We start from the raw sequence: 25,439 nt of genomic DNA on the forward strand, positions 1-25,439 counted from the left end.
GGCGTCCGCGTCCAGTCCCGCCGGGGCTCAGCCGCGCATCGTCGCGAGCCGAGCGCGCACGGCGTCGGCGAGCTCCCTCGGCCACCACCGCTCCCCGCCCGCGAGCCGCTCGGCGAGCGCGGCGAGCCCGAGCGCCGCGGCGGCATCGGCTCGTGCGAGCAGCGCGTCGAGCGCCGCCGCGAGCTCGGGACGCGTCAGCTCCACCCGCCGCCAGGGGTCGTGCGGGTCGGCGGGTCCGAGCGGCAGCTCGAGCGCCTGCGCGAGCGCGAGCAGCGATCCGGCGGCATCGACGAGGTGCCGCCGCGCGGCGAGGCGCTCGCCGCGCGCGGCGCGCCCGCCGCCGACGAGCAGCGCGCGGTGCATCGCCGTCGCGAGCGTCGCGGGATCGCGCGGCGCGGGCTCGAGGGTCGGTCGGATGCGCGCCGGCAGGTCCCCGACGCGGTCGACGACGACGCGGTGGGCGCCGCTGCGGCTCGCGGCGAGCTCGGCGGGCGTGAACACCGCGTACTCGAGCAGGTGCCCGTCTCCGTAGACGACCCACGCGCCGTGCTCGGTGTCGCGCTCGTGCAGCGCGATCGGCGAGCGCCGGCGCGGGAGCCACGCCGCGGTCGCGCGCAGCCGCTCCACCGCGGTCGGCTCGGCGATGACGAAGAAGTCGTGGTCGCTCCACGCGTCCGGCTCGTGCCCGGCTGCGGCGGTGCTGCCGACGAGCACGAGGCCGAGCACATCGTCGGCGTCGGCCGCCCAGTCCGCGAGCCGGGTCGAGAATGCATCGAACTCGTCGCGCTCCACATCCGGATGCTAGTCGTGGGCGGCGCCGGCCGCGCACGACGAAGGGGGCCAGGCCGAAGCCTGACCCCCTCCGAGCGCAGTCGGATGACTACTTGATGATCTTCGTCACCGTGCCGGCGCCGACCGTGCGGCCACCCTCGCGGATGGCGAAGCCGAGGCCCTCCTCCATGGCGATCGGCTGGATCAGCTCGACCGTCATGTCGGTGGTGTCACCGGGCATGACCATCTCGGTGCCCTCGGGCAGCGAGATGACGCCCGTGACGTCGGTGGTGCGGAAGTAGAACTGCGGGCGGTAGTTCGTGAAGAACGGGTTGTGGCGGCCGCCCTCGTCCTTGGCGAGGATGTACGCCGTGCCCTCGAAGTTCGTGTGCGGCGTGACCGAGCCCGGCTTCACGACGACCTGGCCGCGCTCGACGTCCTCGCGCTTCGTGCCACGGAGCAGGAGACCGCAGTTCTCGCCGGCCCATGCCTCGTCGAGCTGCTTGTGGAACATCTCGATGCCCGTGACCGTGGTCTTCTGCGTCGGGCGGATGCCGACGATCTCGACCTCGGAGTTGATCGCGAGCGTGCCGCGCTCGGCGCGACCCGTGACGACCGTGCCACGGCCGGTGATCGTGAAGACGTCCTCGATCGGCATGAGGAACGGCTTGTCGCGGTCGCGGACCGGGTCCGGGATGTTCTCGTCAGCGGCGTCCATCAGGTCGACGATGGCCTGGGTCCAGGCCTCGTCGCCCTCGAGCGCCTTGAGCGCCGAGACGCGCACGACGGGAGCGTCGTCGCCGTCGAAGCCCTGGCTCGAGAGCAGCTCGCGGACCTCGAGCTCGACGAGCTCCAGGATCTCCTCGTCGTCCACCATGTCGGACTTGTTGAGCGCGACCATCAGGTACGGCACGCCGACCTGCTTGGCGAGCAGCACGTGCTCGCGCGTCTGCGCCATGGGGCCGTCGGTGGCGGCGACCACGAGGATCGCGCCGTCCATCTGGGCAGCACCCGTGATCATGTTCTTGATGTAGTCGGCGTGACCAGGAGCGTCGACGTGCGCGTAGTGGCGCTTCGGCGTCTCGTACTCGATGTGCGAGATGTTGATCGTGATGCCGCGCTGGCGCTCCTCGGGAGCGGAGTCGATCGACGCGAAGTCGCGCTGCACGTTGGTGGCCGACGGGTACTTGTCTGCCAGGACCTTCGAGATCGCAGCCGACAGCGTCGTCTTGCCGTGGTCGACGTGACCGATCGTTCCGATGTTGACGTGCGGCTTGGTCCGCTCGAACTTGGCCTTAGCCACTGTGTCCTCCTAGGACTGTTCTCATGAGTGCACCGCCGCGTCGCGGCAGGGCGTTCGGGTGGTGTGTGTTTATGGTACTTGCGACCTCGGTCAAGGTGAAACCGAGGCGAGCGGCGGTGCGCCGGGGCGGCCTCTCGGCCGCCCCGGGCGTCACTCGCCCTTGCTCTTCTGGACGATCTCGTCCGAGACGGCCCGGGGGACCTCGGAGTAGGTCGAGAACTCCATCGAGTAGACGGCACGGCCGGACGTCTTCGACCGCAGGTCGCCGACGTAGCCGAACATCTCCGACAGCGGCACGAGGGCCTTGACGACCTTCACGCCCTGGGCGTCCTCCATCGACTGGATCTGCCCGCGACGCGAGTTCAGGTCGCCGATGACGTCGCCCATGTACTCCTCCGGCGTGCGCACCTCGACCGCCATGAGCGGCTCGAGGAGCACCGGCTGAGCCTTGCGCGCTGCCTCCTTGTAGGCCATCGAGCCGGCGATCTTGAACGCCATCTCCGAGGAGTCGACGTCGTGCGCCGCACCGTCGAGCAGCGTCGCCTTGACGCCGACCGTCGGGAAGCCGGCGAGCACGCCGACCTGCATCGCGTCCTGCATGCCCGCGTCGACCGAGGGGATGTACTCACGGGGCACGCGACCGCCGGAGGTGGCGTTCACGAACTCGTAGGTCTCCTCGCCCGACAGGTCCATCGGCTCGAGCTTGATCTGCACCTTGGCGAACTGGCCGGAGCCACCCGTCTGCTTCTTGTGCGTGTAGTCGTACTTCTCGACCGTGCCCTTGATGGTCTCGCGGTAGGCCACCTGGGGCTTGCCCACGTTGGCCTCGACCTTGAACTCGCGCTTCATGCGGTCGACGAGGATGTCGAGGTGGAGCTCGCCCATGCCCTTGATGACCGTCTGACCGGTCTCGGGGTTGTTCTCGGTCCGGAAGGTCGGGTCCTCCTCCGCCAGCTTCTGGATGGCGAGGGAGAGCTTCTCCTGGTCGGCCTTCGTCTTCGGCTCGATGGCGACCTCGATGACGGGCTCGGGGAACGTCATCGACTCGAGCACGACCTGGTTGGCCGGGTCGCTCAGCGTGTCGCCGGTCGTCGTGTCCTTGAGGCCGATGACCGCGTAGATGTGACCGGCGGTCATCGAGTCGACCGGGATCTCCTTGTTGGCGTGCATCTGGAAGATCTTCCCGATGCGCTCCTTCTTGCTCTTCGTCGAGTTCGCGACCGCGGCGCCCGAGTCGACGTGACCCGAGTAGACGCGCACGTACGTGAGGCGACCGAAGAAGGGGTGCACGGCGACCTTGAAGGCGAGCGCCGCGAAGGGCTCGTCGCGGTCGGCGTGGCGCTCGATGATGACCTCTTCGTCGCGCACGTCGTGACCCGGGATGGCGGGCACGTCGAGCGGCGTCGGGAGGTAGTCCACGACCGCGTCGAGCATCGGCTGCACGCCGCGGTTCTTGAACGCGGAGCCGCAGAGCACGGGGTAGATCTCCGAGGCGACCGTCATCTTGCGGATGGCGGCCTTGATCTCGGCGACCGTGAGCTCCTCGCCCTCGAAGTACTTCTCCATGAGGGCGTCGTCCGTCTCGGCGACGGTCTCGAGCAGCGCCTTGCGGTACTCGTCGGCCTTCTCCTTGAGGTCGGCCGGGATCTCCTCGATGGCGTACTCGGCGCCCATCTTCACGTCACCCTTGGCGTCGCCGCGCCAGGTCTTCGCGTTCATCTCGACCAGGTCGACGATGCCCTCGAAGGCGCTCTCGGAGCCGATCGGCAGCTGGATGACCAGCGGACGAGCGCCGAGGCGGTTGATGATCGTGTCGACCGTGAAGTAGAAGTCGGCACCCATCTTGTCCATCTTGTTGACGAAGCAGATGCGGGGCACGTCGTACTTGTCGGCCTGGCGCCAGACGGTCTCGGACTGGGGCTCGACGCCCTCCTTGCCGTCGAACACGGCGACCGCGCCGTCGAGCACGCGGAGCGAGCGCTCCACCTCGACGGTGAAGTCGACGTGACCGGGCGTGTCGATGATGTTGATCTGGTTCTTGTCCCAGAAGCAGGTCACGGCGGCCGACGTGATCGTGATGCCGCGCTCCTGCTCCTGCTCCATCCAGTCGGTGGTCGACGCGCCGTCGTGCGTCTCGCCGATCTTGTGGTTGACGCCCGTGTAGAACAGGATGCGCTCGGTCGTCGTGGTCTTGCCGGCATCGATGTGGGCCATGATGCCGATGTTGCGGACCTTGTTCAGGTCGGTGAGCACGTCCTGTGCCACAGGGTTCCTCCGATGAGTGGATGGAGCGGGGTTTGGGGGTGTCGCGCGGACGGGGGCCCCGGCCGGGGCCGGGACCCTCGTCAGCGGACGATCACCAGCGGTAGTGCGCGAAGGCCTTGTTCGACTCGGCCATCTTGTGCGTGTCCTCGCGACGCTTCACCGCGGCGCCGAGGCCGTTCGATGCGTCGAGGATCTCGTTCTGCAGGCGCTCGGTCATGGTCTTCTCGCGACGCGCCTTGGCGTAGGAGACGAGCCAGCGCAGCGCGAGCGTGTTCGCGCGGTGCGGCTTGACCTCGACGGGGACCTGGTAGGTCGAGCCGCCGACGCGACGCGACTTCACCTCGAGGGTCGGACGGATGTTGTCGAGACCCTTCTTGAGCACGACGACCGCGTCCTGGCCGGACTTGGTGCCGACGCCGGCGAGCGCGCCGTAGACGATGCGCTCGGCGAGGCCCTTCTTGCCGTCGAGGAGGATCTTGTTGACGAGCTGCGAGACGATCGGTGCGCCGTAGACGGGGTCAGCAACGACCGGGCGCTTGGGGGCGGGACCCTTGCGAGGCATTACTTCTTCTCCATCTTCGCGCCGTAGCGGCTGCGAGCCTGCTTGCGGTTCTTCACGGCCTGGGTGTCGAGCGCGCCGCGCACGATCTTGTAGCGCACACCGGGGAGGTCCTTCACACGACCGCCGCGGACGAGCACCATCGAGTGCTCCTGGAGGTTGTGGCCCTCACCGGGGATGTAGGCGGTGACCTCGGTGCCGTTCGAGAGCTTCACGCGGGCGACCTTGCGCAGCGCCGAGTTCGGCTTCTTCGGGGTGGTGGTGTAGACGCGGGTGCAGACGCCGCGCTGCTGGGGGTTCGCCTTGAGTGCGGGCGCCTTGGTCTTCGAGACCTTCGGCGACCGACCCTTGCGGACCAGCTGCTGGATGGTGGGCACGTTGCTTCTTCCTGCTGCACGGTGACAGCGGTTCGATGTGGTTCGCCGGCATCGCCGGCACCATCGGTGATCCACCGCGCGCTCTCGCGCACTCCTCGCGGGTGGTGGATATGCCGTGGGGGATCGCGGACTCTGGTCCGCGGCCCAGTGCGGCCCGCTCGCTCCCCGCGCATGACGCAGGGCGCGCACGTGCGCACACCCGATCAAGGATAGGGCCACCGCGCATGCACGGTCAAGCGTCGGCGGGACCTCGCGGGTCAGGCGGCGGGTCGCACCCAGCGCAGGGTCGACGCGCACGCGTCGAACAGCAGCCGCAGGCCGTCGATCGCGGGGTCGTCGGCATCCATGTCGAGCGGCCTGCCGATCGTGGCGGTGAGCTGGAGCGCCTTGCGCCGCTGCGTGCCGGGCATGGGCGTGAGGTAGACGACCGTCAGCACCCGCAGCGACTCCTCGCCGACGGTCTCGAGCTGGTCGCGCTCGAACCGCACGATGCGGCGCGCGTCGTCGAGCGCCGTCGCGCCGAGCTCGCGGATCGCGTGGCGGACGACGTCGTCGAGCGAGACGTCCGGCTGCGCGCGTCGCACGGAGGCGAGCATCGAGGCGGGCGCCCAGAGGGTGTCCTCGCTCTGCTCGGACGGCGTGAAGAAGGCCACGACGTCGCCACGCCGCATCATCTCGAAGGAGTCGCGCAGCATCCCGTTGGCCTGCGCGAGCAGCTCGGGGCGGTGCGCCTGCATCGCGCGCGTGCGGATGCCGGCGAGCATCGCGTCCTGCTGCGCCTGATCGGGCCGATGCCGGGCCCAGCCGGGCGGGAGGTCGAGCTCGAAGTCGGGCTCGGGCGCGACGCCGAGCGCTGCCCGCAGGTCGGTGTCGGTCATCGCTGGAGCTCCTGGTCGAGGCGGTGGAGGGTGCCGAGCTCGACGTGCCGGGCGCGGTCGGCGATCGGGCGAGGCAGCCTGCCGCGCTCGGCGAGCAGCTCGATCGCAGCATCGCGGTCCGCGCGGATCTGCTGGAGCTCGGCGTCCGGGATGCGCGCGAGCGCCGCGCGCAGGGCGTCGCCGTCGTGCGCGCGCAGCGCTGCGTCGCGCTCGGCGTCATCGCTCGGCGCGTGACCGAGCGCGAGCAGCAGGATGCCGAACACCACGGCGAGGGCACCGGCGACGAGCACCGGGACGCGCCACGTCGCCGCGCCGCCGAACCCCTGCAGCGACGACGCCGTGCCCATCACCCACCAGGTGGTCGCCCCGAGGACGGCCGTGCCGAAGGCGAGCAGCAGCAGCGTGCCCTGTCGCTCGCGGCGGCTGCGGAGCCACCAGACGATGGCCACGGCCTGCACGACCGCGGCGATCGCGAAGCACACGCCCGCGATCGGCACCGAGGTCGAGGCATCCATGCGGTGGAAGCCGAGCGGGTCGCCGAGGATCGCGGCGAGGCCGATGAGCGGAGCGATGAGGGCGAGCAGCGCGGGGAGCATGAGCCAGAGGCCCGCCATGCCGCTGCCCTTGGCCGCGGCGACGCGCGCGAGGCCCGCGCCGTCCTCCCCCATGTGCTCGAGCGCCGCGGGGTGGCGCTGCAGGGCGTACGCCTCGAGGATCCCGAGGCGCGGCTCCGCTGCGGCGGAGAGGTCGTCGGCCCACGCGGCGGCGGTCTCGTGGCGCAGGCTCATGCCGAGCCCTCCTCGATCGGCCAGCCGCCGTCCGCGACGAAGACCGCCGGGGGCGTCGAGCGGAACGCGCTGCCGTCGGGACGCTCGACCTCGATGCGGTCGATGAGCCCCACGAGGCCCGTCATCGACAGCGCGAGCACCTCGGCGAGGGTCGGCTCGACCGAGACGACGACCGTCGACTCGCCGTCGTCGAACGCGTGGACCACGAAGGCGGCCGTCGTGCCCGGGCGGACGTCGTCGAGCGAGGCGGTCCCGCTCACCTGCACGCCGGGGCCGAGCGTCGCGCTCTCGAAGGGCGCGACCGACGCCCCGGACGCGCGCCAGTCGGGGATCGCCGCGCTCGCGACGATGCGCGCGTGCACGGTGGCGAAGACGGGCATCGCGCCGGGCCAGACCTGCCACGACAGCAGGTCGTCGGCGCTGCGGCGGGCGAGCCCGGCGGTCAGCAGCGCGGGGACGACCTGCTCGAGCTCTGGCGTCCAGCGGCCGCCGAACGCGGTGCGGAGCCCGTCGGTGCGCGCCGCGACCCAGTCCTGCGCGTCGTCATCGCCGTCGAGCGCGGGCATCCCGAGCCACCCGGGAGCGATCGTGCTCGCCGACATCCGCCATGTGCTCACTCGTCCGCCCTCCGTCGTGCGCGGCCGATCACCAGAGGATGTCGAACGCGGGGTACTGCTTCTTGATCGTCTCATGGCCGGTGAAGAGCGACACCCAGCCGTCGTACTTGAGCGGCACGCCCATCAGGCCGTGCATGAGGTCGGCGGCCGTCGCGAGCGCAGGCAGCACGCCCGTCGCGCCGGCGCTCAGCTTCTCGTACGCGGCGACGTCGCGGCCCGTGATCAGGCGCGCCATCACGTCGCCGAAGCCGTTCGGGTTGTTGCCCGTCGCGAACTGCTTCAGGCCGCCGAGCAGGCCGCTCGCGCCGCGCCCGGCGAAGAGGTAGGCGAAGCCGAGCTCTCTCGCCTGCGATCCCGCGGCGCTCCACGCCGTCTTGCCGAAGACGCCGCCGAACATGTCGTCGGCGAAGCTGAACTTGCCGCCGAAGATCTTGCCGAGCTTGCCGAACGGCAGCACCCCGACGATCGCGAGGCCGAGCTGCAGCCAGCCGGCGTCGCCGCGCACCTTCTGGTAGATCGTGAGCGCGAGCGCGATGACGCCGATCACGGCGCCGATGAGCGCGAGGATCGGCCCGCCGACGATGATCGCGAGCACGCCGACCACGAGGCCCGCCCAGCTGAGCGCCTTCTGCAGGCCGGCGACGAAGCCGTCGACGTCGTCCCAGAAGCCGTCCTTCACCTTGCCCTCGAGCACGTCGCCGATGCCCTTCGCGGCGGTGTCGAACGCGTCCTCCCAGGTGTCGTAGTCGGCGTCCCACAGCCCGGCCTCGGTCTCCCAGGCCTCGTACGCCGCGAGCTTCGCCGCGTCCTCCTCGGCCTGCTCCTTCGCCTCGGGGCTGTCGTCCTCTGGCTGGAACCAGCCGCCGGTGCCGCGCGGCTCGACCGAGCCGGGCAGCGACGAGAACGTCGCCCACAGGTCGGCGCACGTGTCGACGTGCGACCGCAGCTTCGGCTGCACCTCGCCGAGCGCCTCGCCGTAGGTGACGAGCACGGGCCCGGTCGGCTCGTAGAGCTCGCCCGCCTGTCGCAGCAGCCCGTGCGTGTCGCCGACGACCTCGCGGAGCTTCTCGACGGCGAGGCCCTTCTGGCCGTCGGCCCCGCTCTTGACCTGCTCGAGCATCGTGGCGCTCGAGAGCATCGACTGCCCGAGCGCGGTGATGCTGTTGCCCCGCTCCACGATGTGGCCGGCGTCGCCCTCGACGTACTCGATCCAGCGGCCCTTGGGCGACTGCGGTCCTGCGTGCACCATGGTGGTCTCCTCGATCTCAGGTCAGGCCGCGGCGTCCGCGGACTCGAGCTCCAGCGCGGCTTCCTCGTCGAACTTCGCGAAGCCCTCGAGCACGCCCTGCACGTGGTCGCGCACCTTCGTCATGTCGCGCGCGAGGTCGACGCGCTTGTCGTTCCAGCGGCTCTCGAAGTCGCCGGCCCGGTCGCGCAGGTCGCCGCGGCCGAAGGGCCGCCCGATGGCCGCCTCGAGCTCGCTCGACCGGTCGCCGGCACCCTCGAGCTCGGCGATGATCGAGTCGAGCTGCTTGCGGAGCGCGAGCAGCTCGTCGAACGTGATCAGCACGTCGGTCATGGTCTCCCCTTGGTCGGCACGGCGGTCGCGCTCTCGTCCATCTCAACCTAAGCGAGCTGAGGATATGTCGCGATGGGGAGGACTCCCCACGTCGCGCGGTCGCGCCGCCTCAGCCGCGAGAGCGGGGGCCGGCCACCCGGCCGGCCCCCGCTCGCTGCGTGCGTCGGCTCAGCTGCCGGCCATCTGCTCGTCGAGCGACTGGATCGCCTGCATCATGCCGCGCAGGGCCTCGCCCATGTCCGAGATGCCCTCGATGGCCTGCTCCAGGCCCGTCGTCAGCTCCTCGTAGCCCTCGCCGAACTTGCCCGACGCGTGCTGCGTCTTGAAGTCCTCGCCCAGCAGGGTGTCCACCTGGCTCTTCAGGTCCTTCAGGACCCCCGAGATGTCCTCGCGGCCGGTGTCGAGCTTGCCCGCCACCGACTCCATCTCGGCATAGGAAGCACCGAAATCGCTCATAGCCGTCTCCTCATCGAATCGTCCTCCGGGGCCCGACCGGACCACCTGCCCATAAGGTACGGAATCCTCACTGTGAGTGCCATGGGGAGAGGTGCCCATCCCTCGGGCGGGCAGACCGAAGGGGCCCGGCATCGCTGCCGGGCCCCTCGTGGTCGTGCTGGCGTCAGCTGCCGGCCATCTGCTCGTCGAGCGACTGGATCGCCTGCATCATGCCGCGCAGGGCCTCGCCCATGTCCGAGATGCCCTCGATGGCCTGCTCCAGGCCCGTCGTCAGCTCCTCGTAGCCCTCGCCGAACTTGCCCGACGCGTGCTGCGTCTTGAAGTCCTCGCCCAGCAGGGTGTCCACCTGGCTCTTCAGGTCCTTCAGGACCCCCGAGATGTCCTCGCGGCCGGTGTCGAGCTTGCCCGCCACCGACTCCATCTCTGCGTAGGAAGCGCCGAAGTCGCTCATTGGTCCGATCCCTTCATCGTTGCCGAATCCATGGCCCAGCCGGACCATCCGCGATCACGCTATGCGGTGCTCAGTGCACGCTCAATGGGGAGGACTCCCCATGCTCGACGATCGGCGCGGGCGGCCGCGCGGCGCTCTCCGGCACGAGCGGCAGCTGCACCGTGACGGCGCGCCCCTGCTGCACGAAGATGCCGCGGCCCTCCGGGAAGTCCGAGCGCTTGACCTTGGGGAACGGCACCTTGAAGACCGAGTCGCCGTCGTAGGCGTCGGGCTTCAGGATGATGCCCTTGCGTCCGGCCTTGAAGTCGCCGATGAAGCCGTAGCCGCCCGTGACCTGCGTGACGTCGGCGTCGCCGACGAGCAGGTGGTCGCTGCGGTTGATCGCCTGGAAGAGCTCCTTGAGCGCGCGCTCCGCATCGGAGTCGGCGAACTGCGGCACGTTCTCGACGACGATCATGATCCGGCCGGGGATCGTCTCGTCGGCGACGATCTCGGCGAGCTCCTTCGCCAGCTCCTTCGCCGCATCCGGCCGGGTGACGCTGCGCACCCACGGGCGCCAGTCCTGCAGCACCGAGCGGCGGCCGCCGAAGTGGAACAGCTTGACCTCCGGGTCGAAGCGCTCCATCGCCACGACGAGCGCCTTCATGGCGTTCGTCTTGCCCGACCCAGGAGGGCCGGCGACGATGAACGTGCCGATGGGATCGAAGTCGCGCGCTGCGAGCGTGTCCTCCGCGACGCCGAGGACCGGCAGCTCGTCGACGCTGTCGGGCAGCTGCTCGAGCGCGAGCCGGGTGGGCAGGGCGCCGATCTCCTCGACGTCCTTCGCGCCGTGCTCGCGCAGCGACTGCGCGAGCTGCGCCATGAGCTTCGACTGCTCGGCGACGTTGGGCGTGCCGCCGAGCACCGCCACCTGCATCTCGAGGCCGTCGACGATGCCCCTGCCCGGCGCCGAGCGGTCGTCGAGCACGTCCTTGGGCGCGCCCACGAGCATGTAGCCCGACTCGTCCGAGAGCCGCAGCACGACGCGGCGGGAGATGTTCGAGCTCACCGCGGTGGGCACGGCGCCCGAGCGGTCGGCCGTGGCGATCGCGTGGATGCCGAGCGGCCGGCCCTCGCCGAGGATGCGCATGAACACCTGGTAGAAGGGCGAGCGGGCGCTCGTGACCTCCCAGTCGGCCTTGAACTGCGGGAAGTTGTCGAGCAGCAGGAAGATGCGCGACGCGGCGGGGTCGACGAGGTCGCGGTACTCCGTGAGGTTGGCGGCGTTCGCGGCGGCGAACGCCTTGCCGCGGCGGTCCAGCTCGCGCCCGAGCGAGCGCAGCAGCCGCTGCACGCGCTCGGCGTCGTCGCCCGCGATGATCGAGCCGACGTGCGGCAGCACCTCGAGCGACTTGAGCGCACCGGAGGCGAAGTCGAGGCCGTAGACCTCGGCGCTGCCGAGCTCCGGCCGCATGCCGGCGGCCGTGCCGATCGTCTTCAGGAGCGTCGACTTGCCCGAGCCGGAGGTGCCGTACACGAGCATCGAGCCGTCGCGGTCGGGCAGGAAGTGCACCGGGTCCTGGCGCTGGCGCTCCGGGACGTCGGCCTTGCCGAGCACGATCTTCGCGTCGCCCTCGATGGGCAGGTCGCGCAGGTCGACCGTCGCGGCGAGGTCGTCGAGCCAGGGCCGCCGGGGCGCGGGGATGCGCGCCTGCTGGGTCGCGGCGATGAGCGTGCGCACGATGCGCTTCTGGTCGTTGGGGCCGAGGTCCTCGTCGTGCGAGTCCGATTCCGGCGCGGTCTCGGGCTCCCAGCGCTGCTCGGAGCCGAACCGCAGCTCCGCCACCTTCACGTCGGCGACCTGCACCTCGTCGGGCCGGGTCCAGCCGCCCGCGTAGGCGGCCTGGAAGGGCACGAGCCTGCCGGGTCCGGTCTTCGCGATGCCGCGGCCGGGGATCGAGGGCGGGAAGGATGCCGCGATCGTGTCGTCGACGACGTCCTTGGAGTCCGACTCGTCGGCCATCCGCAGCGCGACGCGCAGGTTCGTGTTCGCGCGCAGGTTGTCCTTGATCACGCCGGCGGGGCGCTGCGTCGCGAGGATGAGGTGGATGCCGAGCGAGCGGCCGCGCTGGGCGATGTCGACGACGCCGTCGACGAACTCCGGCACCTCCCCCGCGAGCGCCGCGAACTCGTCGACGACGAGCACGAGCGCGGGCGGCGTCTCCGGGTCCTGCCGCTTCTCGAGCTCGAGCAGGTCCTTCGCCTTCTTACGGTTGAACAGGTGCTCGCGGTGGTGCAGCTCGGCGCGCAGGCTCGTGAGCGCGCGGCGCACGAGGTGCGGGCTGAGGTCGGTGACGAGGCCCACGCAGTGCGGCAGCTCGACGCAGTCGGCGAAGGCCGAGCCGCCCTTGTAGTCGACGAAGAGGAAGGTGACGCGGTCGGGGCTGTGCGCCGCCGCCATGCCGAGCACCCACGCCTGCAGGAACTCCGACTTGCCGGAGCCGGTCGTGCCGCCGACGAGCGCGTGCGGGCCCTGCGTGCGCAGGTCGAGCGTCATCGCGTCGGTCGCGCCCTGGCCCATGATGGCGCGCAGGGTGCCCGACTTCTTGAGCCGCGGCTTCGCGCCGCCCGAGCGGTCGAGGATGGTGTTGTTCTGCCGCCAGCGGTCGATGACCGCGCCGGGCTCCTCGGCGAGGTCCGGGCCGACGAGCGACAGGAACGACACCTGCTCGGGGATGTCGGAGGAGTCGTTGATGACGATGCTCGCGTCGACCACCGGGGCGAGGCGCTTCGCGAACATCTGCATGTACTCGCCGGAGACGCCCTCGACGCGCACGCCCTCGTAGTCGACGCCCGAGCGCACGGTGCCGACGCGCGCCGCCTCGAGCCCGCCGCTCACGTCGACGAAGCTGCGGCACACGGCGGGGAGCGACTCGACGGTCGGCGCGACGAACACGCCGTAGACGCCGACCGCGGCGCCGCGCTCGAGGATCTGCGTGAGGCGCGGCCGGTCGACGGGGGCGTCGTTCGTCACCACGAGCACGACCGAGGTCTGGATGCTCGTGACGGTGTCCTTCGCGGCGCGCTCGACGTCGGAGCCGTAGCGCATGGGGTCCCAGTCCTCGTCGAACGGGGTCTTGCGATCGGGCGCCGCCTGCTTCGACCGGCCGAGCACGAGCTCCTCGAGCGCGTTGAGCAGCGCGGTGCCGGCGGTCGAGGAGTCGGCGAGCGGCATCTGGCTGAACGGGCTCGTCTCGCTCGTCGTGTGGGGCAGCCACTTCATCCACTCGAGCTCGCTCGTCCACGCCGCGTCGCAGATCGCGACGGTCACGAGCTCGTTCGGCGCGTGCAGGCCGTAGAGCTGCACGGCCAGGCCGCGCAGCGCATCCGCGGTGAGCGACTTCGGGCCGGCGATGCCGATCGATCCGACCGCCGAGAACGACTCGACGATCGGCACGTCGTCGACGTAGCGGTAGCGCTCGCGCAGCCGGTCGACCCGCTCGACGTACTCGGGCAGGCCGTCCTGGATCTCCTCCTCCTTGATGGAGTTGCGCGACTCGGCGCGGCACGTGCCGAGCCGCACGGAGAGGAAGTTCCAGTGCTCGGGCCTGCGCGTCCAGAGCATGGGCCCGAGCCGCATCGCGTGCTCGAAGACCTCGGCGACGGGCGGCACCTCCATGCCGCGCACCTGCTCCTCCTTGGGCTTCTCGCGGTAGAGCAGCTCCTCGAGCTCCTCGTACCGCGACTCGAACATCTGCACCTCGAACTTCTGCTTCTGGCCGTTCTGCGTCTTCATGTTGATGAAGTTGCCGAGCAGCATGAGCGGCGTCATGAGCGCGATGATGATCGAGCGCGGGTTGTTCGTCATCGCGAACATCGCGCCCGCGAGCAGGATGGGGGTGACGAGCATCGGCCACGGGAAGAGCCGCTGGATGATCTCCTTCGGCATCCGCGGGCCCTTGAAGTCGGTGCCCGGATAGCGTGCCTCGACGCGCGGCGACCGGTTGAACATCAGGGCGCCGCCGCGCTCGAGCACGGGGTCGGGGCCGGATGCGTCGAAGGCGCCCGCGAGCGACACGGTCAGCTCGGTGTCGCCGATCGTGAAGCGCGCACCGGGGACGACGCGCAGGCGCGAGACGAGGCCGCCGTCGACGAGCACGCCGTTCGCGGAGTTGAGGTCGACGACCTCGATGTGCGCACCGACCTCGATGCGCGCGTGGCGCTTCGAGACGAGCTGGTCGGCGAGCACGATGTCGTTCGACGCGTCGCGGCCGATCGTGGCGTGGCCGCGCCCGAGCTGGAACTCCTGCCCCGCGAGCGGGCCGCTCACGGCGCGCAGCACCGCGACGACCTCGAGCGCGCTGCCCGCGGGCCCGCCGCGGCGCGCGCCGCCGGCGCCGAGGTTGACGACCTGGGTGTGGAAGCCCGAGCCGATCGGCGCCTCGCCGATGAGCGCGTCGGGCTGCAGCTGCACGAGCGCCTGCTCCGTCGGCGGGGCGACCGCGAGCGAGAGCGTGTCGGTGTCGGCGAACGGGATCGAGCGCGCGGGGTCCGCGAGCGCGATCTGGCGCGCGACGTCCTCGACGGTCGCGGTCGAGTCGGCCGTGATGACGACGTCGGTGGGATCCGTCGCCGTCCGGTGCAGGGTGAGCTTGACCTTCACGTGGCTCCGATCAGTCCTGGTCGTCCGCCGCGCGGAGCGCGGGGTCGTCGAGCAGCGCGAGGTCGCTCCGGGTGACGAGCTGCGACGAGACGGCGTACTCGACGAGCCGGGCGCGGCGGTTGCTCGCGAGCTTGCCGACCCCGCCCCGCAGCCCCTGCACGCCCATCCGATCGAGCTTGTCGCAGACGTTGTCGAGCTTGCGGTTGAAGCGGCTCATGGTCCAGCCGAGCCGCTCGGCAGCGGCACCGCTCGAGGGCAGCTCGCTCACGCCCACGCCGTCGCGCCGCAGCATCGGCTCCGCGAGCGCCACGATGAGCAGCTTCTGCAGCTCGGTGAGGCCGACCGGCATGACGGTCGTCTCGCCCGAGGAGCGGCGGCGGTGCTCGGTCGACATCGCGAACGCGGCGTCGTCGGAGTGCACGCCGATCTCGTAGGTCGTGGGGCCGGCGGTGAAGACGATCGAGCACTCGGAGAAGACGATCGGCAGGCGCGCGCCGGGCGACAGCCATGACTGCACGGCGCCGCTGCCGCTCGAGATCGTCGCCGACAGCCGCGATCCGACGTTCGACAGCCACCAGAGGCCGTCGACGTGCCGCAGCTCGAGGAACGCCCGGTGGAGGTACTGGTTGTCGTCGACGGTCAGGTCGCCCTCGCGGCCGATGACGAAGGGGCGATCGGGGTCGAGCGTCATCCACTCCCCCGCGAACTCCAGCTGCAGCTGCGGCGCCGGGTCAGCCATCGACGCACCCTCTCGTGTCGGTGGAGGCGCGCCCGTCGGCGCGCACGAGGCTCACGAGGATGCACGACTCCCCGTCGGGGTCGCGCTCGAGCGTCACCGACGGCGACGGCACGGTGGAGGTCACCGGGTCGGCGCCGCTGCGCTCGTAGCGGTACTGGAAGGCGTCGCCCTCCTGCGGCTGCGGGTTCGTCCACCGGAAGACGACCGTCTCGCCGGTGACCTCGCCCGCGACCGCGATCGGGGCAGGCGGCCGCTGCGCGGTCTGCGGCCCGGCGACCGTCTGCGTGGGGTCGGCGGGCGGCGCCTGTCCGCCCGCGGCGAGCGCCATCCACACGATGCCGCCGCCGACGAGCACCACGACGGCGCTGCCGATGATCGTGGCGAGCGTGCGCCGGCGGCTCGCCGGCGTGGGCGCGGGCGGCTCGAGGGCGTGGTCCTCGGGTCCGCCTGGCACCGGCTGGCCGGGACGCGGCCGGCGGATCGTCGCATCGGGAAGCGCCTGCGCGCCGGCCGCCAGACTCGCCCTCGGCGAGTCTGCATGCGGGTCGATCGAGACCACCCCGCGGATGCGCGTGGCGCCGCCGTCCTCCTCGTCGACCGCGTCGGGCTCGAGCGCGTCGTCGAGCACGTCGAGCGGCGTGACGGGCAGCGCCATCTCGGCCTCGACCTGCTGCAGCGCGCGCCCGAAGGCCACGGCCGTCGCGTAGCGGCGGGCGGGATCGGGGTCCATCGCGGAGGCGAGCACGGCCTCGAGCCGCGGCGGCACGTCGTGGCGGGCGAGCGGGGAGATGTCGCCGCGCTGGCACCGGTCGATGAGGTCGACGCTCGTGTTGCTGCCACCGGGCAGCTCGAAGGGCGTCCTGCCGGCGAGCAGCGTCCAGAGCGTCGCCGCGAGCGAGAAGACGTCGGACGCCGGGCTCGAGGCCGGCGGGTCCTGGAAGGCCTCGGGGGGCGACCACGGGATCGACATGCCGCTCGCGTCGTCGCCGGCGCCGGCGCTCGTGGCGATGCCGAAGTCGGTGAGCGCCGGCCGGTTGTAGGCCGTGACGAGGATGTTGGCCGGCTTGATGTCGCGGTGGAGGATGCCCGCGCGATGCGCGGTCTCGACGGCACCCGCGATCTGCACGCCGAGCGAGAGCACCTCGGGCACCGCGAAGCGGTCGCGGCGGTACCGCACGCCGAGGTTCGGCTTCGGGCAGTACTCCATCGCCAGGAACGGCCGGCCGTCGGGTGCCACGGCGGCCCCGTAGATCGTCACGATCGACGGGTGCGTCGACAGCTGGGCCATGACGTTGGCCTCGTGCCGGAAGTTCTCGATCAGCTCGCGGTTGACGGCGTCGGGCAGCAGCACCTTGATCGCGACCTTCCGCGACGGGAGCAGCTGCTGGTAGAGGAAGACGTCGGCGAAGCCGCCGGAGCCGAGCAGCGACACGTAGTCGTAGCCCGGCAGCGCCGGGGGCGCCGAGGGCGCGCGCTTCGGGCTCACGAGGTCTGCCCGCTCGACGCCGGCTCGATCGTGACGACGACGCCGTCGCCGAGGTCGAGGCGGTCGCCGAGCTGGAGGATGGTCGCGACCTCGGGCCGCAGCCGCTGCGGCGCCGCGCCCTCGCGCAGCAGCAGCGTGCCGTTCGTCGAGCTGAGGTCGACGCCCACGAGGTTCCAGTCGTCGACGCGCAGCTCGAGGTGGCTGCGCGAGATGTCCTCGTTCGGGCTCTCGACCGTCACGAGCCGTGGCACGCGCCCGTCGGGCGCACGGCGGGAGCGCGGTCGGCGCCCCAGCACGACGCCCCTGCCGAGCGGCACGCGCTCGCCCGCGGGCAGCACGACGACGGCGACCTCCGGGCGGGGGCGCTGCGCGGCCGAGCCGTCGGCGACGGCCGCGCCGCACTGCGCGCACTGCACCGTGCCCGGCGCGTTCACGTGCCCGTTCGGGCACAGCGTCGAGAGCACGAGCGGACCGGTCGCGGGAGCGCTCGGCTGCGCGGGCTGCGCGGCCTGCGGCACGGGTGCGGCGGCGCGCGCCCGCTCCTCCTGCAGCCGGCGCGCCTGCTCGGCGGTGATCGTCATGCCGTCGTGGTCGCCGGCGGCGAGCGGCGCCGGCGGCGCTGCGGGCGCGGATGCGGCCGGCGCCGGCCGGGTCTCGGGCGCGGCGGCGCGCAGGTCGACGGCGGGCCGGATGAAGCCGGGCACGGAGTCGATGAGGCCGCCGATGGGGTTGGCCTCGGCGGCACGCGGCGCCTCGGGCTCGGGCTCGGGCTCGGGCTCGGGCTCGGGCGCAGGCTCTGGCTCCGGCTCCGGCTCCGGCTCCGGCTCCGGCGCAGGATCCGGCTCGGGCGCAGGCGCGGGCGCCGGCTCGATCGGCTCAGGCTCGACCCGCTCCGGCTCGACCCGCTCCGGCTCGACGCGCTCCGGCTCGACCCGCTCGGGCTCGACCCGCGCGGGCTCGACGCGCTGCGGCGCCGCGGCGGGCGGCAGCGTCTCGCCGAAGGCGCCGGTGCGCGGCTCGGCCTCGGCCTCCGGCGGCGCGCTCTGCGCGTCGGGAGCCGGCGGTCGCGGGGCGGCCCGCACGGCGGCGACGCGCACGACGCCGCCGTCGAGCGGCAGCACGTCGCCGGCGAGCGCACCGAGGCCGCCCGCGGTGATCGTCGCGGCCGGGTCGGCGTCGTCGAGCGCCCAGTCAGCGCCGAACCGGTCGGGCAGCTGCCGATCGTCGGCGGTCGCGGGCACGCCGTGGCGCCGCAGCAGCGCGCGGCGGTCGTCGAGGTCGACGAGCCCGAGCAGGGCGGCCGGCTCGGCGTCGAGCACGGCGCGCAGCCCCTCGAGCGACTCGACTGCGGCCACGGCGTCGTGCAGCGCCCTCGCCCGCACGGCCGGCAGGTCGCGCTCGCACACCAGCACGACGCGACCGGCGGCGATGCACCAGGCCTCCCCCGGCGCGTACTCGATCCGAGCGCTCACGGGCGGGCCTCCCTGGGGACGGTGTCGTCGAGATCCGGCACGTGCGTGTCGAACAGGTCCTCGTCGGCGATCGCCACGGCGTCCACGTCGACGACGACGATCGAGACGTTGTCGGGGGCGCCGGCATCGAGCGCCCGGCGCAGCAGCAGCGCGGCTGCGGCGGCGGGCGACGCGACGTCGCCGAGGATCTCGGCGATCTCGGCGTCGTCGACCTCGCCGGTGAGGCCGTCGGAGCACACCAGCAGGCGCTGCCCGCGCTCCGCCGGGCGCAGCCACGCGTCGGCGGGCTGCCGCTCGCCGGCGCCGAGCGCGCGGGTGATGACGTTGCGGTGCGGGTGGCGGCGGGCGTCCGCGCGGCGCAGCGCGCCGGTCTCGACGAGCTCCTGCACCACGGAGTGGTCGATCGTCACCTGCTCGAGGCTGCCCTGCTCGTAGAGGTAGGTGCGCGAGTCGCCGATGTTGAGCACGAGCCAGTGCGCGACGCCCGAGACGTCGACGAGCACCGAGCCCGAGAGCGTCGTGCCGCCGATCTCCTCGTCGGCCGCGCGCGCGCTCACCTGCTCGAACGCGTGCTCGACCGCCGCCTCGACGCACTCGACGTCGGCGAGCGTGCGGCCCTTGAGGCTGCGGAAGGCCTCGACCGCGAGCGCGCTCGCCACGTCGCCGGCCGCGTGGCCGCCCATCCCGTCGGCGACGACGAAGACCGGGAACGACGCGAAGACGGAGTCCTCGTTCACCGTCCGGCGCATGCCGGCGTGCGTCGCGCCCGCCCAGCGGAGCGAGATCGACGGGTGGCTGAAGCGGAACTCCCCGATGGCGCTCATGCAGCGCCCTCGATCGTGAAGGTGCGGTCGCCGAAGCGCACGACGTCGCCGGGCACGAGGGCGAACGGCGTGCCGGGCTCGAGCTGGCGCTCGACGCCGCCGCGCACGACGGCGGAGCCGTTCGTGGATGCGCGATCGACGACCGCGAGCGGCGCGACGGTCACGAGCACGTGGGTCTTCGACACCGTGCGGGTGTCGTCGGCGAAGGGCAGCAGGTGCTCGACGACCTCCCCGGCGCTCGGCGACGGGTTGCGCCCCACGAGCGCGGCGCCGGTGAGCGCGAAGCGGTCGCCGGTGTCGAACGCGAGCGTGGCGACGGCTGGGCGACCGGCGGACCTGGCGCGGGTCGCCTCGAGGTCCTCGTCATCGGCGATCTCGACGCGCCGCACCGTGCGGTCGTCGACGTCGTCGATGTCGGGCTCGATGACGGTCTCGTCCCGGATCGCGCTCGCGGCGGGCGCAGCGCTCGGCGTCGCCGCCGGTACGGCGGCCGCAGGTACCGCGGCCGGCGCCGGGCGCGCGAAGCCGGGCGCGCTGTCGATGATCGGGCCGCCGAGCGGCGCCGACGGCTGCGGCGCCGACGGCTGCTGCGCCGACGGCTGCGGGGCGGACGGCTGCGGCGCCGAGGCTGCGGCGGTCGCGGATGCCTGCGGCGTCGCGGGCTGCGGTGCGGCCGCGCCGCTCAGCTCGCCGGGGCGGTAGCCGCCGAGCCGCGCGCCGCCCGCCGGCATGCCCGGCACGGTGTGCGACGGCAGGTCGGCGGCCGGCTGCGACGCGAGCCCCACCTGCTCGGTGCCGAGCTGCTGCGGCCTCGCGGCACCGACGACGCCGGAGCTGATGCGAGCGCCGGGGCGGTAGGCCTGCGCGAGGCTGTCGGCCGGGGTGGCGAGCGACGGGAGCTGCGACTTCGCCGCCTCCGGCGCCGCGGAGACCGTCTTCCGCGCGATGCGCATCTTCTTGTCGTGGTACGGGTCGAGCCCGTCGTTGACGTCGACGAACCAGGTGCCGCCGACCTTGTCGAGCCAGCCGCGGCCGCGCTTCTCGCGGTCGAGGAGCGGCGAGATGAAGAACAGCACCGGCCCGACGACCGGCACGAGGAACACCGCCCACAGCACGAGGCCGCGCAGCACGGCCCGGCCGATGCCCGGCCGGGCGAGCGTCGCGACGTTGACGCTGCGGATGCCGGTGAGCGCCTTGCCGAGCGTGACGCCCCTCCGGCCGTGGAGCACGAGCTGGACCACGACGAACGCGATCGTCAGCACGGCGGACGCGACGGTCGCGACGATCATCCACACGAGGTCCGGGTGGCTCGCGAGCCCGTAGGGCTGCAGCGCCCCGGTGGCGACCTTGATGACCGCGGGCAGCGCCACGAGCCAGTACGGCAGCTGCAGCAGGCTGAAGATCGCGAGCTCGATGGTCGTGGCGAGCGCTCGACGGCCGAGCGGCGCCGGCTTGAGCCCGAGCGCCGCGGCGTAGGCAGGGTCGGGCCGGCCGTCCTCGTCGAGGCCCTCGACGACCTTCCGGCCCTCGTCGATCTCCCAGATCATCGGCGTCTCCGCTCTCTCCTCCGTCGGGCGAACGACCGCAGCGACAGCCTGCCGAGCAGTCGTCGCCGCGCCGACGTCTCTGCGCGCATCCCCTTGACGCTGCGCTCGACGTCGAGCCAGAAGGCGTCGACCTCGGCCGCGTCGGGATCGCCGGGGCCGAAGACGCCCTCATCGACGAAGTCGCCGATCTCGGTCGCTCTCGATCGAGGGTAGCGATCCTCCACCACTGCGGCGACCTCGCGGCGGGTGACGCCGGCGGGCACCGGCAGGCCCAGGTCGACCGCCTCGTCGATCACCTCGTGCCAGCCGCCCGACAGCCGGTCGCTCTCGCGCTCCGCGCGGCGGCGGCGCTTGCGGCGAGCGGCCTTGAGCGCCCCGACGACGAGGAACGGCAGGAGCAGCAGCACGAGCAGCAGCAGCACGCCGCCCGCGATCCACAGCCACAGCGTCCACGACTCGTCCTCGAGCTCCTCGTCGTCCTCCTGACCCTCGTCGGCGACGGTGTCGGGCGACATCTCCGCCGGCTCCTCGGGCGGCTGCGGCGGCTGCAGCACCTGCGGCTTCGGCTCCGGCTGCGGCTCGGGCTCCGGCTGGATGTTGTCCTGGTCCTCGGGCGGGGTGGCGTCGAAGCGCACCCAGCCGAGGCCCTCGAACGGCACCTCCACCCACGCGTGCATGTCGCCGCCCGTGAGCTCGACCGGCTGGTCGCCGCCCGGGAACCCGTCGTCGGGGTAGAGCCCCATCACGACGCGCGACGGCACGTTGATGCGCGACAGCGCGAGCGCGAAGGCGACGGCGTACTGCTCGTCGTCGCCGACGAGCACCTCCTGCTCGAACATCGACTGCACGCGCGAGGCGCCGTGACCGGCGAGCGACGGGATGGTGTCGTCCTCGAGCCCGTGGCTGAAGCTGCCTGCCTGCATGAGCCGCTGCATCGTCTGGATGTTCTCGAGCTGCGTGCGGCCGCTGACGCCGTGCTCGACGACCCACGCCTGCAGCAGGTCGGGGACGATCGCCGGCTCGGGCACCTGGAGGTCGGTGACCGTCGCGCGCTCGAGCTCCTCGGGCGACGGCTGCGCGGGCACGATCGCCTCGAGCTCGTAGGCGTCGCCGGTGCCGAGGCCGTCGAGCGCGATCGCCGTGCCCGTCTGGCCGTTGTAGTGGAGCGAGCCCTGCAGGTCGTCGGCGCGCGCGCCCTCGAACCGCAGCGACTGGATGAAGCCGACGTCGGGCACCCAGATGCCGGAGTAGTCCTGCACCTCGACGCGCACGGTGGCCGGGTCGCCCGACTGCTGCACGAGCACCTCGTCGCCGATGCGGGCGAAGGAGCCCGAGCCGCTCGACTCGCGCGCGCCCGCGACGGCGAAGACGGTGCCGTCGTAGTGGTCGAAGGTCGCGAGCCGCAGCCGGCTCTCCTCCGGCATCCCGGTGACGGTGAGGAGCGTCTCGTCCTCGAAGCTCTTGAGCCAGTTGCGGTAGCCGGCGAGCGGGCTCGGGTACTCGGCGAGCTCGATGGGCGGCTCGACGACGTCGCGGAGCACCGCGCGCTCGTGCGGCTGGATCGGGATGCTGACGAGGCCGGCGACGAGCAGCGAGCCCGCGATCATGGCGACGGCGCCGCGGGTGCGCTCGCGACGGGCGCGACCGCGGTGCCGCGTGTCGTTCGTGACCTCGACCTCCTCGTTGAGCCCGGTGCGCCATCCCGCGCGGCGCCAGGCGCACCAGGCGACGATCACGCCCGCGACGACGATGCCGAGCACGACCGGCCAGAACGCGATCTTCGTGCCGAAGGCGATGCCGACGGCGAGCGCGACGACGCCCGGCAGCATCGCGAACGGCGCGCCGCGGCGGAGGCGCAGCGCCAGCACCGTCGCGAGCGTCGAGCACACGAGCATCGTGAGGAACGGCACGACGAGCAGGCTCGGGAAGCCCTCGGCGGGCGGCTCCGCGGTCAGCAGGCCCTTCCAGGAGTAGACGACGCCGAGCAGCAGCTCGCGCCACGCCTCGAGCGTCGGGATCACCCCGGCGATCGTCGAGCGCGGCACGGCCAGGGCGGGGCCGAAGACGACGAGCACGAGCATGACGCCCGCGACGGTCATGAGCCAGCCGCGCAGCGGGCGCAGCGACGTGGCGACGCCCACCCCGATGCCGAGCACCGCGGCGCCGAGCCCCGCCAGGAGGTAGGCGGTGCCGCCGAAGACGGGACCGAACGAGAGGGTCGCCGCGAGCATGACGAGGAGGATGGCGGCGCAGTCGATCGCCGCGTGCATGGGTCTGCGCGGCAGCAGCCGCCCGGGGCGCGCGTCGCTCACTGGAGGCCCACCCCTCGCATGATGCGCGGCAGGTCGCTCACCGAGCCGAGCGTGGCGAGCGAGACGTCGCCGATCGGCTGCAGGCGCGGCTTCGCGGCCTTGACCACGGTGAAGACGATCACGCGCGCCTGCGCCGGCAGCAGCGTGCGGGCGCGGCGCACGAGCGCGGGATCGACGGTCGCGCCGGCGTGCAGCATGATCACGGAGGCGCCGGCGTGCTCGCGCGCGATCGTGGCCGCGAGGTCGAGGAAGCGGTCGTGCCGCGGCGACCAGTCGACGCCCGAGAGCGCGTCGAGCAGCCGCTTGCCGGTCGTGGCGGGCAGCGTGCCGCGCGAGGTGCGCACGACGAGGTCCGTCTCGTCGCGCACCGCCTGCAGCCCGACGGAGCCGAGGATCGAGATGGCCGTCTCGAACTCCAGCGGGTCGGCGTAGTCGTCGACCGCGGTCGAGAGGCCGAGGGCGAGCACGCTCCTGCGGGTCTGCTCGAACTGCCGCACCATGAGCTGGCCGGTGCGGGCGGACGACTTCCAGTGGATGTAGCGGCGGTCGTCGCCGGCGACGTAGTCGCGCAGCGCGTGGAAGGCGATGTCGCTGTTCGTGAGGTCGCGGGTCGTGATGCCCTCGAGGTCGCGGATGAGGCCGGGCGCGGTCTCGTCGAGCTGCACCGTCTTCGGGTGCACGTACAGCTCGACCGGGTCGGTCCACTTCACCTGCCGGCGCAGCAGGCCGACGGGATCGCCGCGCACCGAGCGCACGGGGCCGACCTGCAGGATCGTGCGGCGGCTCGTCGGGATCGCGAAGACGTCCTCGTGCACGTCCCCGGGACGCATCCTCGGCAGGTGGAACGAGGCGAGCGCGCGGCCGACCGGCACTTCGATCGTCGCGGGCAGGAGTGGCTTCTGCGACGCGGAGTGGATCTCGATGCGGCCGAGCGCGCGCTCGCCCACCACGACGCGCGTGTAGGCGAGGTCGAGCTCGATCCGGTACCGGTTGCGGCCGATGATGAAGGCGATCGCGGCGAGCAGCAGCAGCGCCCCGGCGATGCCGATGACGATGAGCTCCTTCCAGCCGAGCGCGATGCCGAGCACGAGGGTGCCGATCGTCCCGACGAGCACCGCCCAGCCGAAGCCCGTGATCGGCTCGAGCACCGGCCAGATGACGCGGCGCACCCAGCCGGTGGCCCGCTTCGCGCCCGCCGCGACGACCGACTCCTCGCCGACCAGCCGATCGCGAGCGCGCTGCAGCGGCGTCCGGTCGCGCTCGACCACCCGCCGCAGGCGGGTGGTGTCGGACGGACCGGTCGTGCCGAGTGTCGTCCGGACGGACGAGCCGGTCGACGTGCCGGTGTCGGGGTCAGGTGCGGGGGTCGAGGTCGCCCGCGGGGGCGCCTGCGTCATGCAGCGTGCTGCCGGTCCTGGGGCGCCGAGACGTCGGCGACGGCGCGGTCGATGATGCGGTCGCCGGTGACGCCCGAGAACTCGGCCTCGGGGTCGATGACGATGCGGTGCGCCCAGACGGGCTGCGCGAGCTCCTTGACGTCGTCGGGCAGCACGAACGCGCGGCCCTTGCTGGCCGCGAGCACCTTGACGGCGCGCACGAGCGCCATGGCGCCGCGCACCGAGACGCCGAGGCGGGTGTCCTTCGACTCGCGCGTGTGCTCCGAGAGCTGCGCGACGTAGTCGAGCACCGCGTCGTCGACGTGCACGGTCGCGGCGAGGTCGATCATCTCGGCGATCGCGCCCGTCGTGATGACGGGCTGCACGGTCGACGACGCGTTGCGGTTCGCGGAGCCCGCGAGGATCCGCACCGTCTGCTCGCGGCCGGGGTAGCCGATCGACGTCTTCATGAGGAAGCGGTCGAGCTGCGCCTCGGGCAGCCGGTAGGTGCCGGCCTGCTCGATCGGGTTCTGGGTGGCGATCACCATGAACGGCCTGCCGACGCTGTAGGGCGTGCCGTCGACGGTGACGCGCCCCTCCTCCATGACCTCGAGCAGCGCCGACTGCGTCTTCGGGCTCGCGCGGTTGATCTCGTCGGCGAGCACGATCGACGCGAAGATCGGTCCCTTGTGGAACTCGAACTCGCCCGTCTTCTGGTCGTAGACGGTCACGCCGGTGACGTCGGAGGGCAGCAGGTCGGGCGTGAACTGGATGCGGTGGTTCGTGCCCTGCACGGTCGCGCCCATCGACTTCGCCAGCTGCGTCTTGCCGGTGCCGGGCGCGTCCTCGAGCAGCAGGTGCCCCTCCGCGAGCATCGCCGTGAAGGCGAGCCGGATGACCGCGTCCTTGCCGAGCACGGCGGTGCCGACGTTGTCGACGAGTCGGGTGAACGTCTCTGCGAACCAGGCTGCCTGCTCGCGGGTCATCGATGCGCTCA

The 25,439-nt window shown here is 72.4% G+C and carries 21 protein-coding genes; all 21 read right to left on the bottom strand.

Translation table 11 applies throughout. From position 1 onward, the window contains the following. Positions 1 to 27: 27 nt before the first annotated feature. The 21 genes from ABIB37_RS03035 to ABIB37_RS03135 all read right to left on the bottom strand — a co-directional run bounded on the left by ABIB37_RS03035 (position 28) and on the right by ABIB37_RS03135 (position 25,428). A complete protein-coding gene (locus tag ABIB37_RS03035) occupies positions 28 to 792 on the bottom strand; it encodes a hypothetical protein (RefSeq protein WP_354256538.1) in 765 nt (254 codons plus the stop codon). Between the two features lie 88 nt (positions 793 to 880). Then, positions 881 to 2,074 (bottom strand): elongation factor Tu, encoded by a 1,194-nt coding sequence (gene tuf / locus ABIB37_RS03040; RefSeq protein WP_123697029.1) that lies wholly within the window; start codon positions 2,072 to 2,074, stop codon positions 881 to 883. Between the two features lie 150 nt (positions 2,075 to 2,224). After that, the gene (fusA, locus tag ABIB37_RS03045) at positions 2,225 to 4,339 is read right to left on the bottom strand and encodes an elongation factor G (RefSeq protein ID WP_123697028.1); all 2,115 of its coding nucleotides are present in this window, start codon (positions 4,337 to 4,339) and stop codon (positions 2,225 to 2,227) included. A gap of 91 nt (positions 4,340 to 4,430) precedes the next feature. Beyond that, the gene (gene rpsG, locus ABIB37_RS03050) at positions 4,431 to 4,901 is read right to left on the bottom strand and encodes a 30S ribosomal protein S7 (RefSeq protein ID WP_123697027.1); all 471 of its coding nucleotides are present in this window, start codon (positions 4,899 to 4,901) and stop codon (positions 4,431 to 4,433) included. After that, positions 4,901 to 5,275: a 30S ribosomal protein S12 gene (gene rpsL / locus ABIB37_RS03055; RefSeq protein WP_021010916.1), complete on the bottom strand. Its 375-nt coding sequence runs from the start codon at positions 5,273 to 5,275 to the stop codon at positions 4,901 to 4,903. Before rpsL ends, rpsG begins: the two co-directional genes overlap by 1 nt. A 257-nt stretch (positions 5,276 to 5,532) precedes the next feature. Then, positions 5,533 to 6,153: a hypothetical protein gene (locus ABIB37_RS03060; protein WP_354256543.1), complete on the bottom strand. Its 621-nt coding sequence runs from the start codon at positions 6,151 to 6,153 to the stop codon at positions 5,533 to 5,535. Next, positions 6,150 to 6,941: a hypothetical protein gene (locus ABIB37_RS03065; protein ID WP_354256546.1), complete on the bottom strand. Its 792-nt coding sequence runs from the start codon at positions 6,939 to 6,941 to the stop codon at positions 6,150 to 6,152. The genes ABIB37_RS03060 and ABIB37_RS03065 overlap by 4 nt, the downstream gene beginning before the upstream one ends. After that, complete coding sequence (locus tag ABIB37_RS03070; RefSeq protein ID WP_354256549.1) at positions 6,938 to 7,543, bottom strand: hypothetical protein; 606 nt, start codon at positions 7,541 to 7,543, stop codon at positions 6,938 to 6,940. The genes ABIB37_RS03065 and ABIB37_RS03070 overlap by 4 nt, the downstream gene beginning before the upstream one ends. Positions 7,544 to 7,586: 43 nt before the next feature. After that, on the bottom strand, positions 7,587 to 8,807 hold the full coding sequence (locus ABIB37_RS03075; RefSeq protein ID WP_354256552.1) for a hypothetical protein: 1,221 nt from the start codon (positions 8,805 to 8,807) through the stop codon (positions 7,587 to 7,589). A gap of 21 nt (positions 8,808 to 8,828) precedes the next feature. Next, positions 8,829 to 9,137: a hypothetical protein gene (locus ABIB37_RS03080; RefSeq protein WP_354256555.1), complete on the bottom strand. Its 309-nt coding sequence runs from the start codon at positions 9,135 to 9,137 to the stop codon at positions 8,829 to 8,831. Between the two features lie 168 nt (positions 9,138 to 9,305). After that, positions 9,306 to 9,593 (bottom strand): WXG100 family type VII secretion target, encoded by a 288-nt coding sequence (locus tag ABIB37_RS03085; RefSeq protein ID WP_123697022.1) that lies wholly within the window; start codon positions 9,591 to 9,593, stop codon positions 9,306 to 9,308. 163 nt (positions 9,594 to 9,756) lie between these two features. Then, a complete protein-coding gene (locus tag ABIB37_RS03090) occupies positions 9,757 to 10,044 on the bottom strand; it encodes a WXG100 family type VII secretion target (RefSeq protein WP_123697022.1) in 288 nt (95 codons plus the stop codon). A gap of 70 nt (positions 10,045 to 10,114) precedes the next feature. Continuing rightward, entirely contained in the window at positions 10,115 to 14,686 is a 4,572-nt protein-coding gene (locus ABIB37_RS03095; RefSeq protein ID WP_354256558.1) for a type VII secretion EssC family protein, read from the bottom strand. Between the two features lie 10 nt (positions 14,687 to 14,696). Next, positions 14,697 to 15,425 (bottom strand): FHA domain-containing protein, encoded by a 729-nt coding sequence (locus tag ABIB37_RS03100; RefSeq protein ID WP_425453410.1) that lies wholly within the window; start codon positions 15,423 to 15,425, stop codon positions 14,697 to 14,699. Continuing rightward, positions 15,418 to 16,911 (bottom strand): serine/threonine-protein kinase, encoded by a 1,494-nt coding sequence (locus ABIB37_RS03105; RefSeq protein ID WP_354256561.1) that lies wholly within the window; start codon positions 16,909 to 16,911, stop codon positions 15,418 to 15,420. Before ABIB37_RS03105 ends, ABIB37_RS03100 begins: the two co-directional genes overlap by 8 nt. Next, positions 16,908 to 18,383 carry an FHA domain-containing protein gene (locus ABIB37_RS03110; protein ID WP_354256564.1) on the bottom strand — a complete coding sequence of 492 codons (1,476 nt, stop codon included), beginning with the start codon at positions 18,381 to 18,383 and terminating at the stop codon, positions 16,908 to 16,910. Before ABIB37_RS03110 ends, ABIB37_RS03105 begins: the two co-directional genes overlap by 4 nt. Then, complete coding sequence (locus ABIB37_RS03115) at positions 18,380 to 19,207, bottom strand: PP2C family protein-serine/threonine phosphatase (RefSeq protein ID WP_354256567.1); 828 nt, start codon at positions 19,205 to 19,207, stop codon at positions 18,380 to 18,382. The genes ABIB37_RS03110 and ABIB37_RS03115 overlap by 4 nt, the downstream gene beginning before the upstream one ends. Further along, a complete protein-coding gene (locus ABIB37_RS03120) occupies positions 19,204 to 20,754 on the bottom strand; it encodes an RDD family protein (protein ID WP_354256570.1) in 1,551 nt (516 codons plus the stop codon). The genes ABIB37_RS03115 and ABIB37_RS03120 overlap by 4 nt, the downstream gene beginning before the upstream one ends. Then, a complete protein-coding gene (locus tag ABIB37_RS03125; RefSeq protein WP_354256573.1) occupies positions 20,751 to 23,066 on the bottom strand; it encodes a transglutaminase TgpA family protein in 2,316 nt (771 codons plus the stop codon). The genes ABIB37_RS03120 and ABIB37_RS03125 overlap by 4 nt, the downstream gene beginning before the upstream one ends. Further along, a complete protein-coding gene (locus ABIB37_RS03130) occupies positions 23,063 to 24,463 on the bottom strand; it encodes a DUF58 domain-containing protein (RefSeq protein WP_354256575.1) in 1,401 nt (466 codons plus the stop codon). The genes ABIB37_RS03125 and ABIB37_RS03130 overlap by 4 nt, the downstream gene beginning before the upstream one ends. Further along, on the bottom strand, positions 24,460 to 25,428 hold the full coding sequence (locus ABIB37_RS03135) for an AAA family ATPase (RefSeq protein ID WP_354261510.1): 969 nt from the start codon (positions 25,426 to 25,428) through the stop codon (positions 24,460 to 24,462). The genes ABIB37_RS03130 and ABIB37_RS03135 overlap by 4 nt, the downstream gene beginning before the upstream one ends. Between the last annotated feature and the right edge of the window lie 11 nt (positions 25,429 to 25,439).

Source organism: Agrococcus sp. UYP10, assembly GCF_040547205.1.
Classification (GTDB): domain Bacteria; phylum Actinomycetota; class Actinomycetes; order Actinomycetales; family Microbacteriaceae; genus Agrococcus; species Agrococcus jenensis.

Excerpts from the sequence above, each read along its gene's own strand:
- rpsG (WP_123697027.1), bottom strand. The coding sequence starts at position 4,901 with ATGCCTCGCAAGGGTCCCGCCCCCAAGCGCCCGGTCGTTGCTGACCCC.
- ABIB37_RS03060 (WP_354256543.1), bottom strand. The coding sequence starts at position 6,153 with ATGACCGACACCGACCTGCGGGCAGCGCTCGGCGTCGCGCCCGAGCCC.
- ABIB37_RS03065 (WP_354256546.1), bottom strand. The coding sequence starts at position 6,941 with ATGAGCCTGCGCCACGAGACCGCCGCCGCGTGGGCCGACGACCTCTCC.
- ABIB37_RS03070 (WP_354256549.1), bottom strand. The coding sequence starts at position 7,543 with ATGTCGGCGAGCACGATCGCTCCCGGGTGGCTCGGGATGCCCGCGCTC.
- ABIB37_RS03075 (WP_354256552.1), bottom strand. The coding sequence starts at position 8,807 with ATGGTGCACGCAGGACCGCAGTCGCCCAAGGGCCGCTGGATCGAGTAC.
- ABIB37_RS03080 (WP_354256555.1), bottom strand. The coding sequence starts at position 9,137 with ATGACCGACGTGCTGATCACGTTCGACGAGCTGCTCGCGCTCCGCAAG.
- ABIB37_RS03085 (WP_123697022.1), bottom strand. The coding sequence starts at position 9,593 with ATGAGCGATTTCGGTGCTTCCTATGCCGAGATGGAGTCGGTGGCGGGC.
- ABIB37_RS03090 (WP_123697022.1), bottom strand. The coding sequence starts at position 10,044 with ATGAGCGACTTCGGCGCTTCCTACGCAGAGATGGAGTCGGTGGCGGGC.
- ABIB37_RS03100 (WP_425453410.1), bottom strand. The coding sequence starts at position 15,425 with ATGGCTGACCCGGCGCCGCAGCTGCAGCTGGAGTTCGCGGGGGAGTGG.
- ABIB37_RS03115 (WP_354256567.1), bottom strand. The coding sequence starts at position 19,207 with ATGAGCGCCATCGGGGAGTTCCGCTTCAGCCACCCGTCGATCTCGCTC.
- ABIB37_RS03120 (WP_354256570.1), bottom strand. The coding sequence starts at position 20,754 with ATGATCTGGGAGATCGACGAGGGCCGGAAGGTCGTCGAGGGCCTCGAC.
- ABIB37_RS03130 (WP_354256575.1), bottom strand. The coding sequence starts at position 24,463 with ATGACGCAGGCGCCCCCGCGGGCGACCTCGACCCCCGCACCTGACCCC.
- ABIB37_RS03135 (WP_354261510.1), bottom strand. The coding sequence starts at position 25,428 with ATGACCCGCGAGCAGGCAGCCTGGTTCGCAGAGACGTTCACCCGACTC.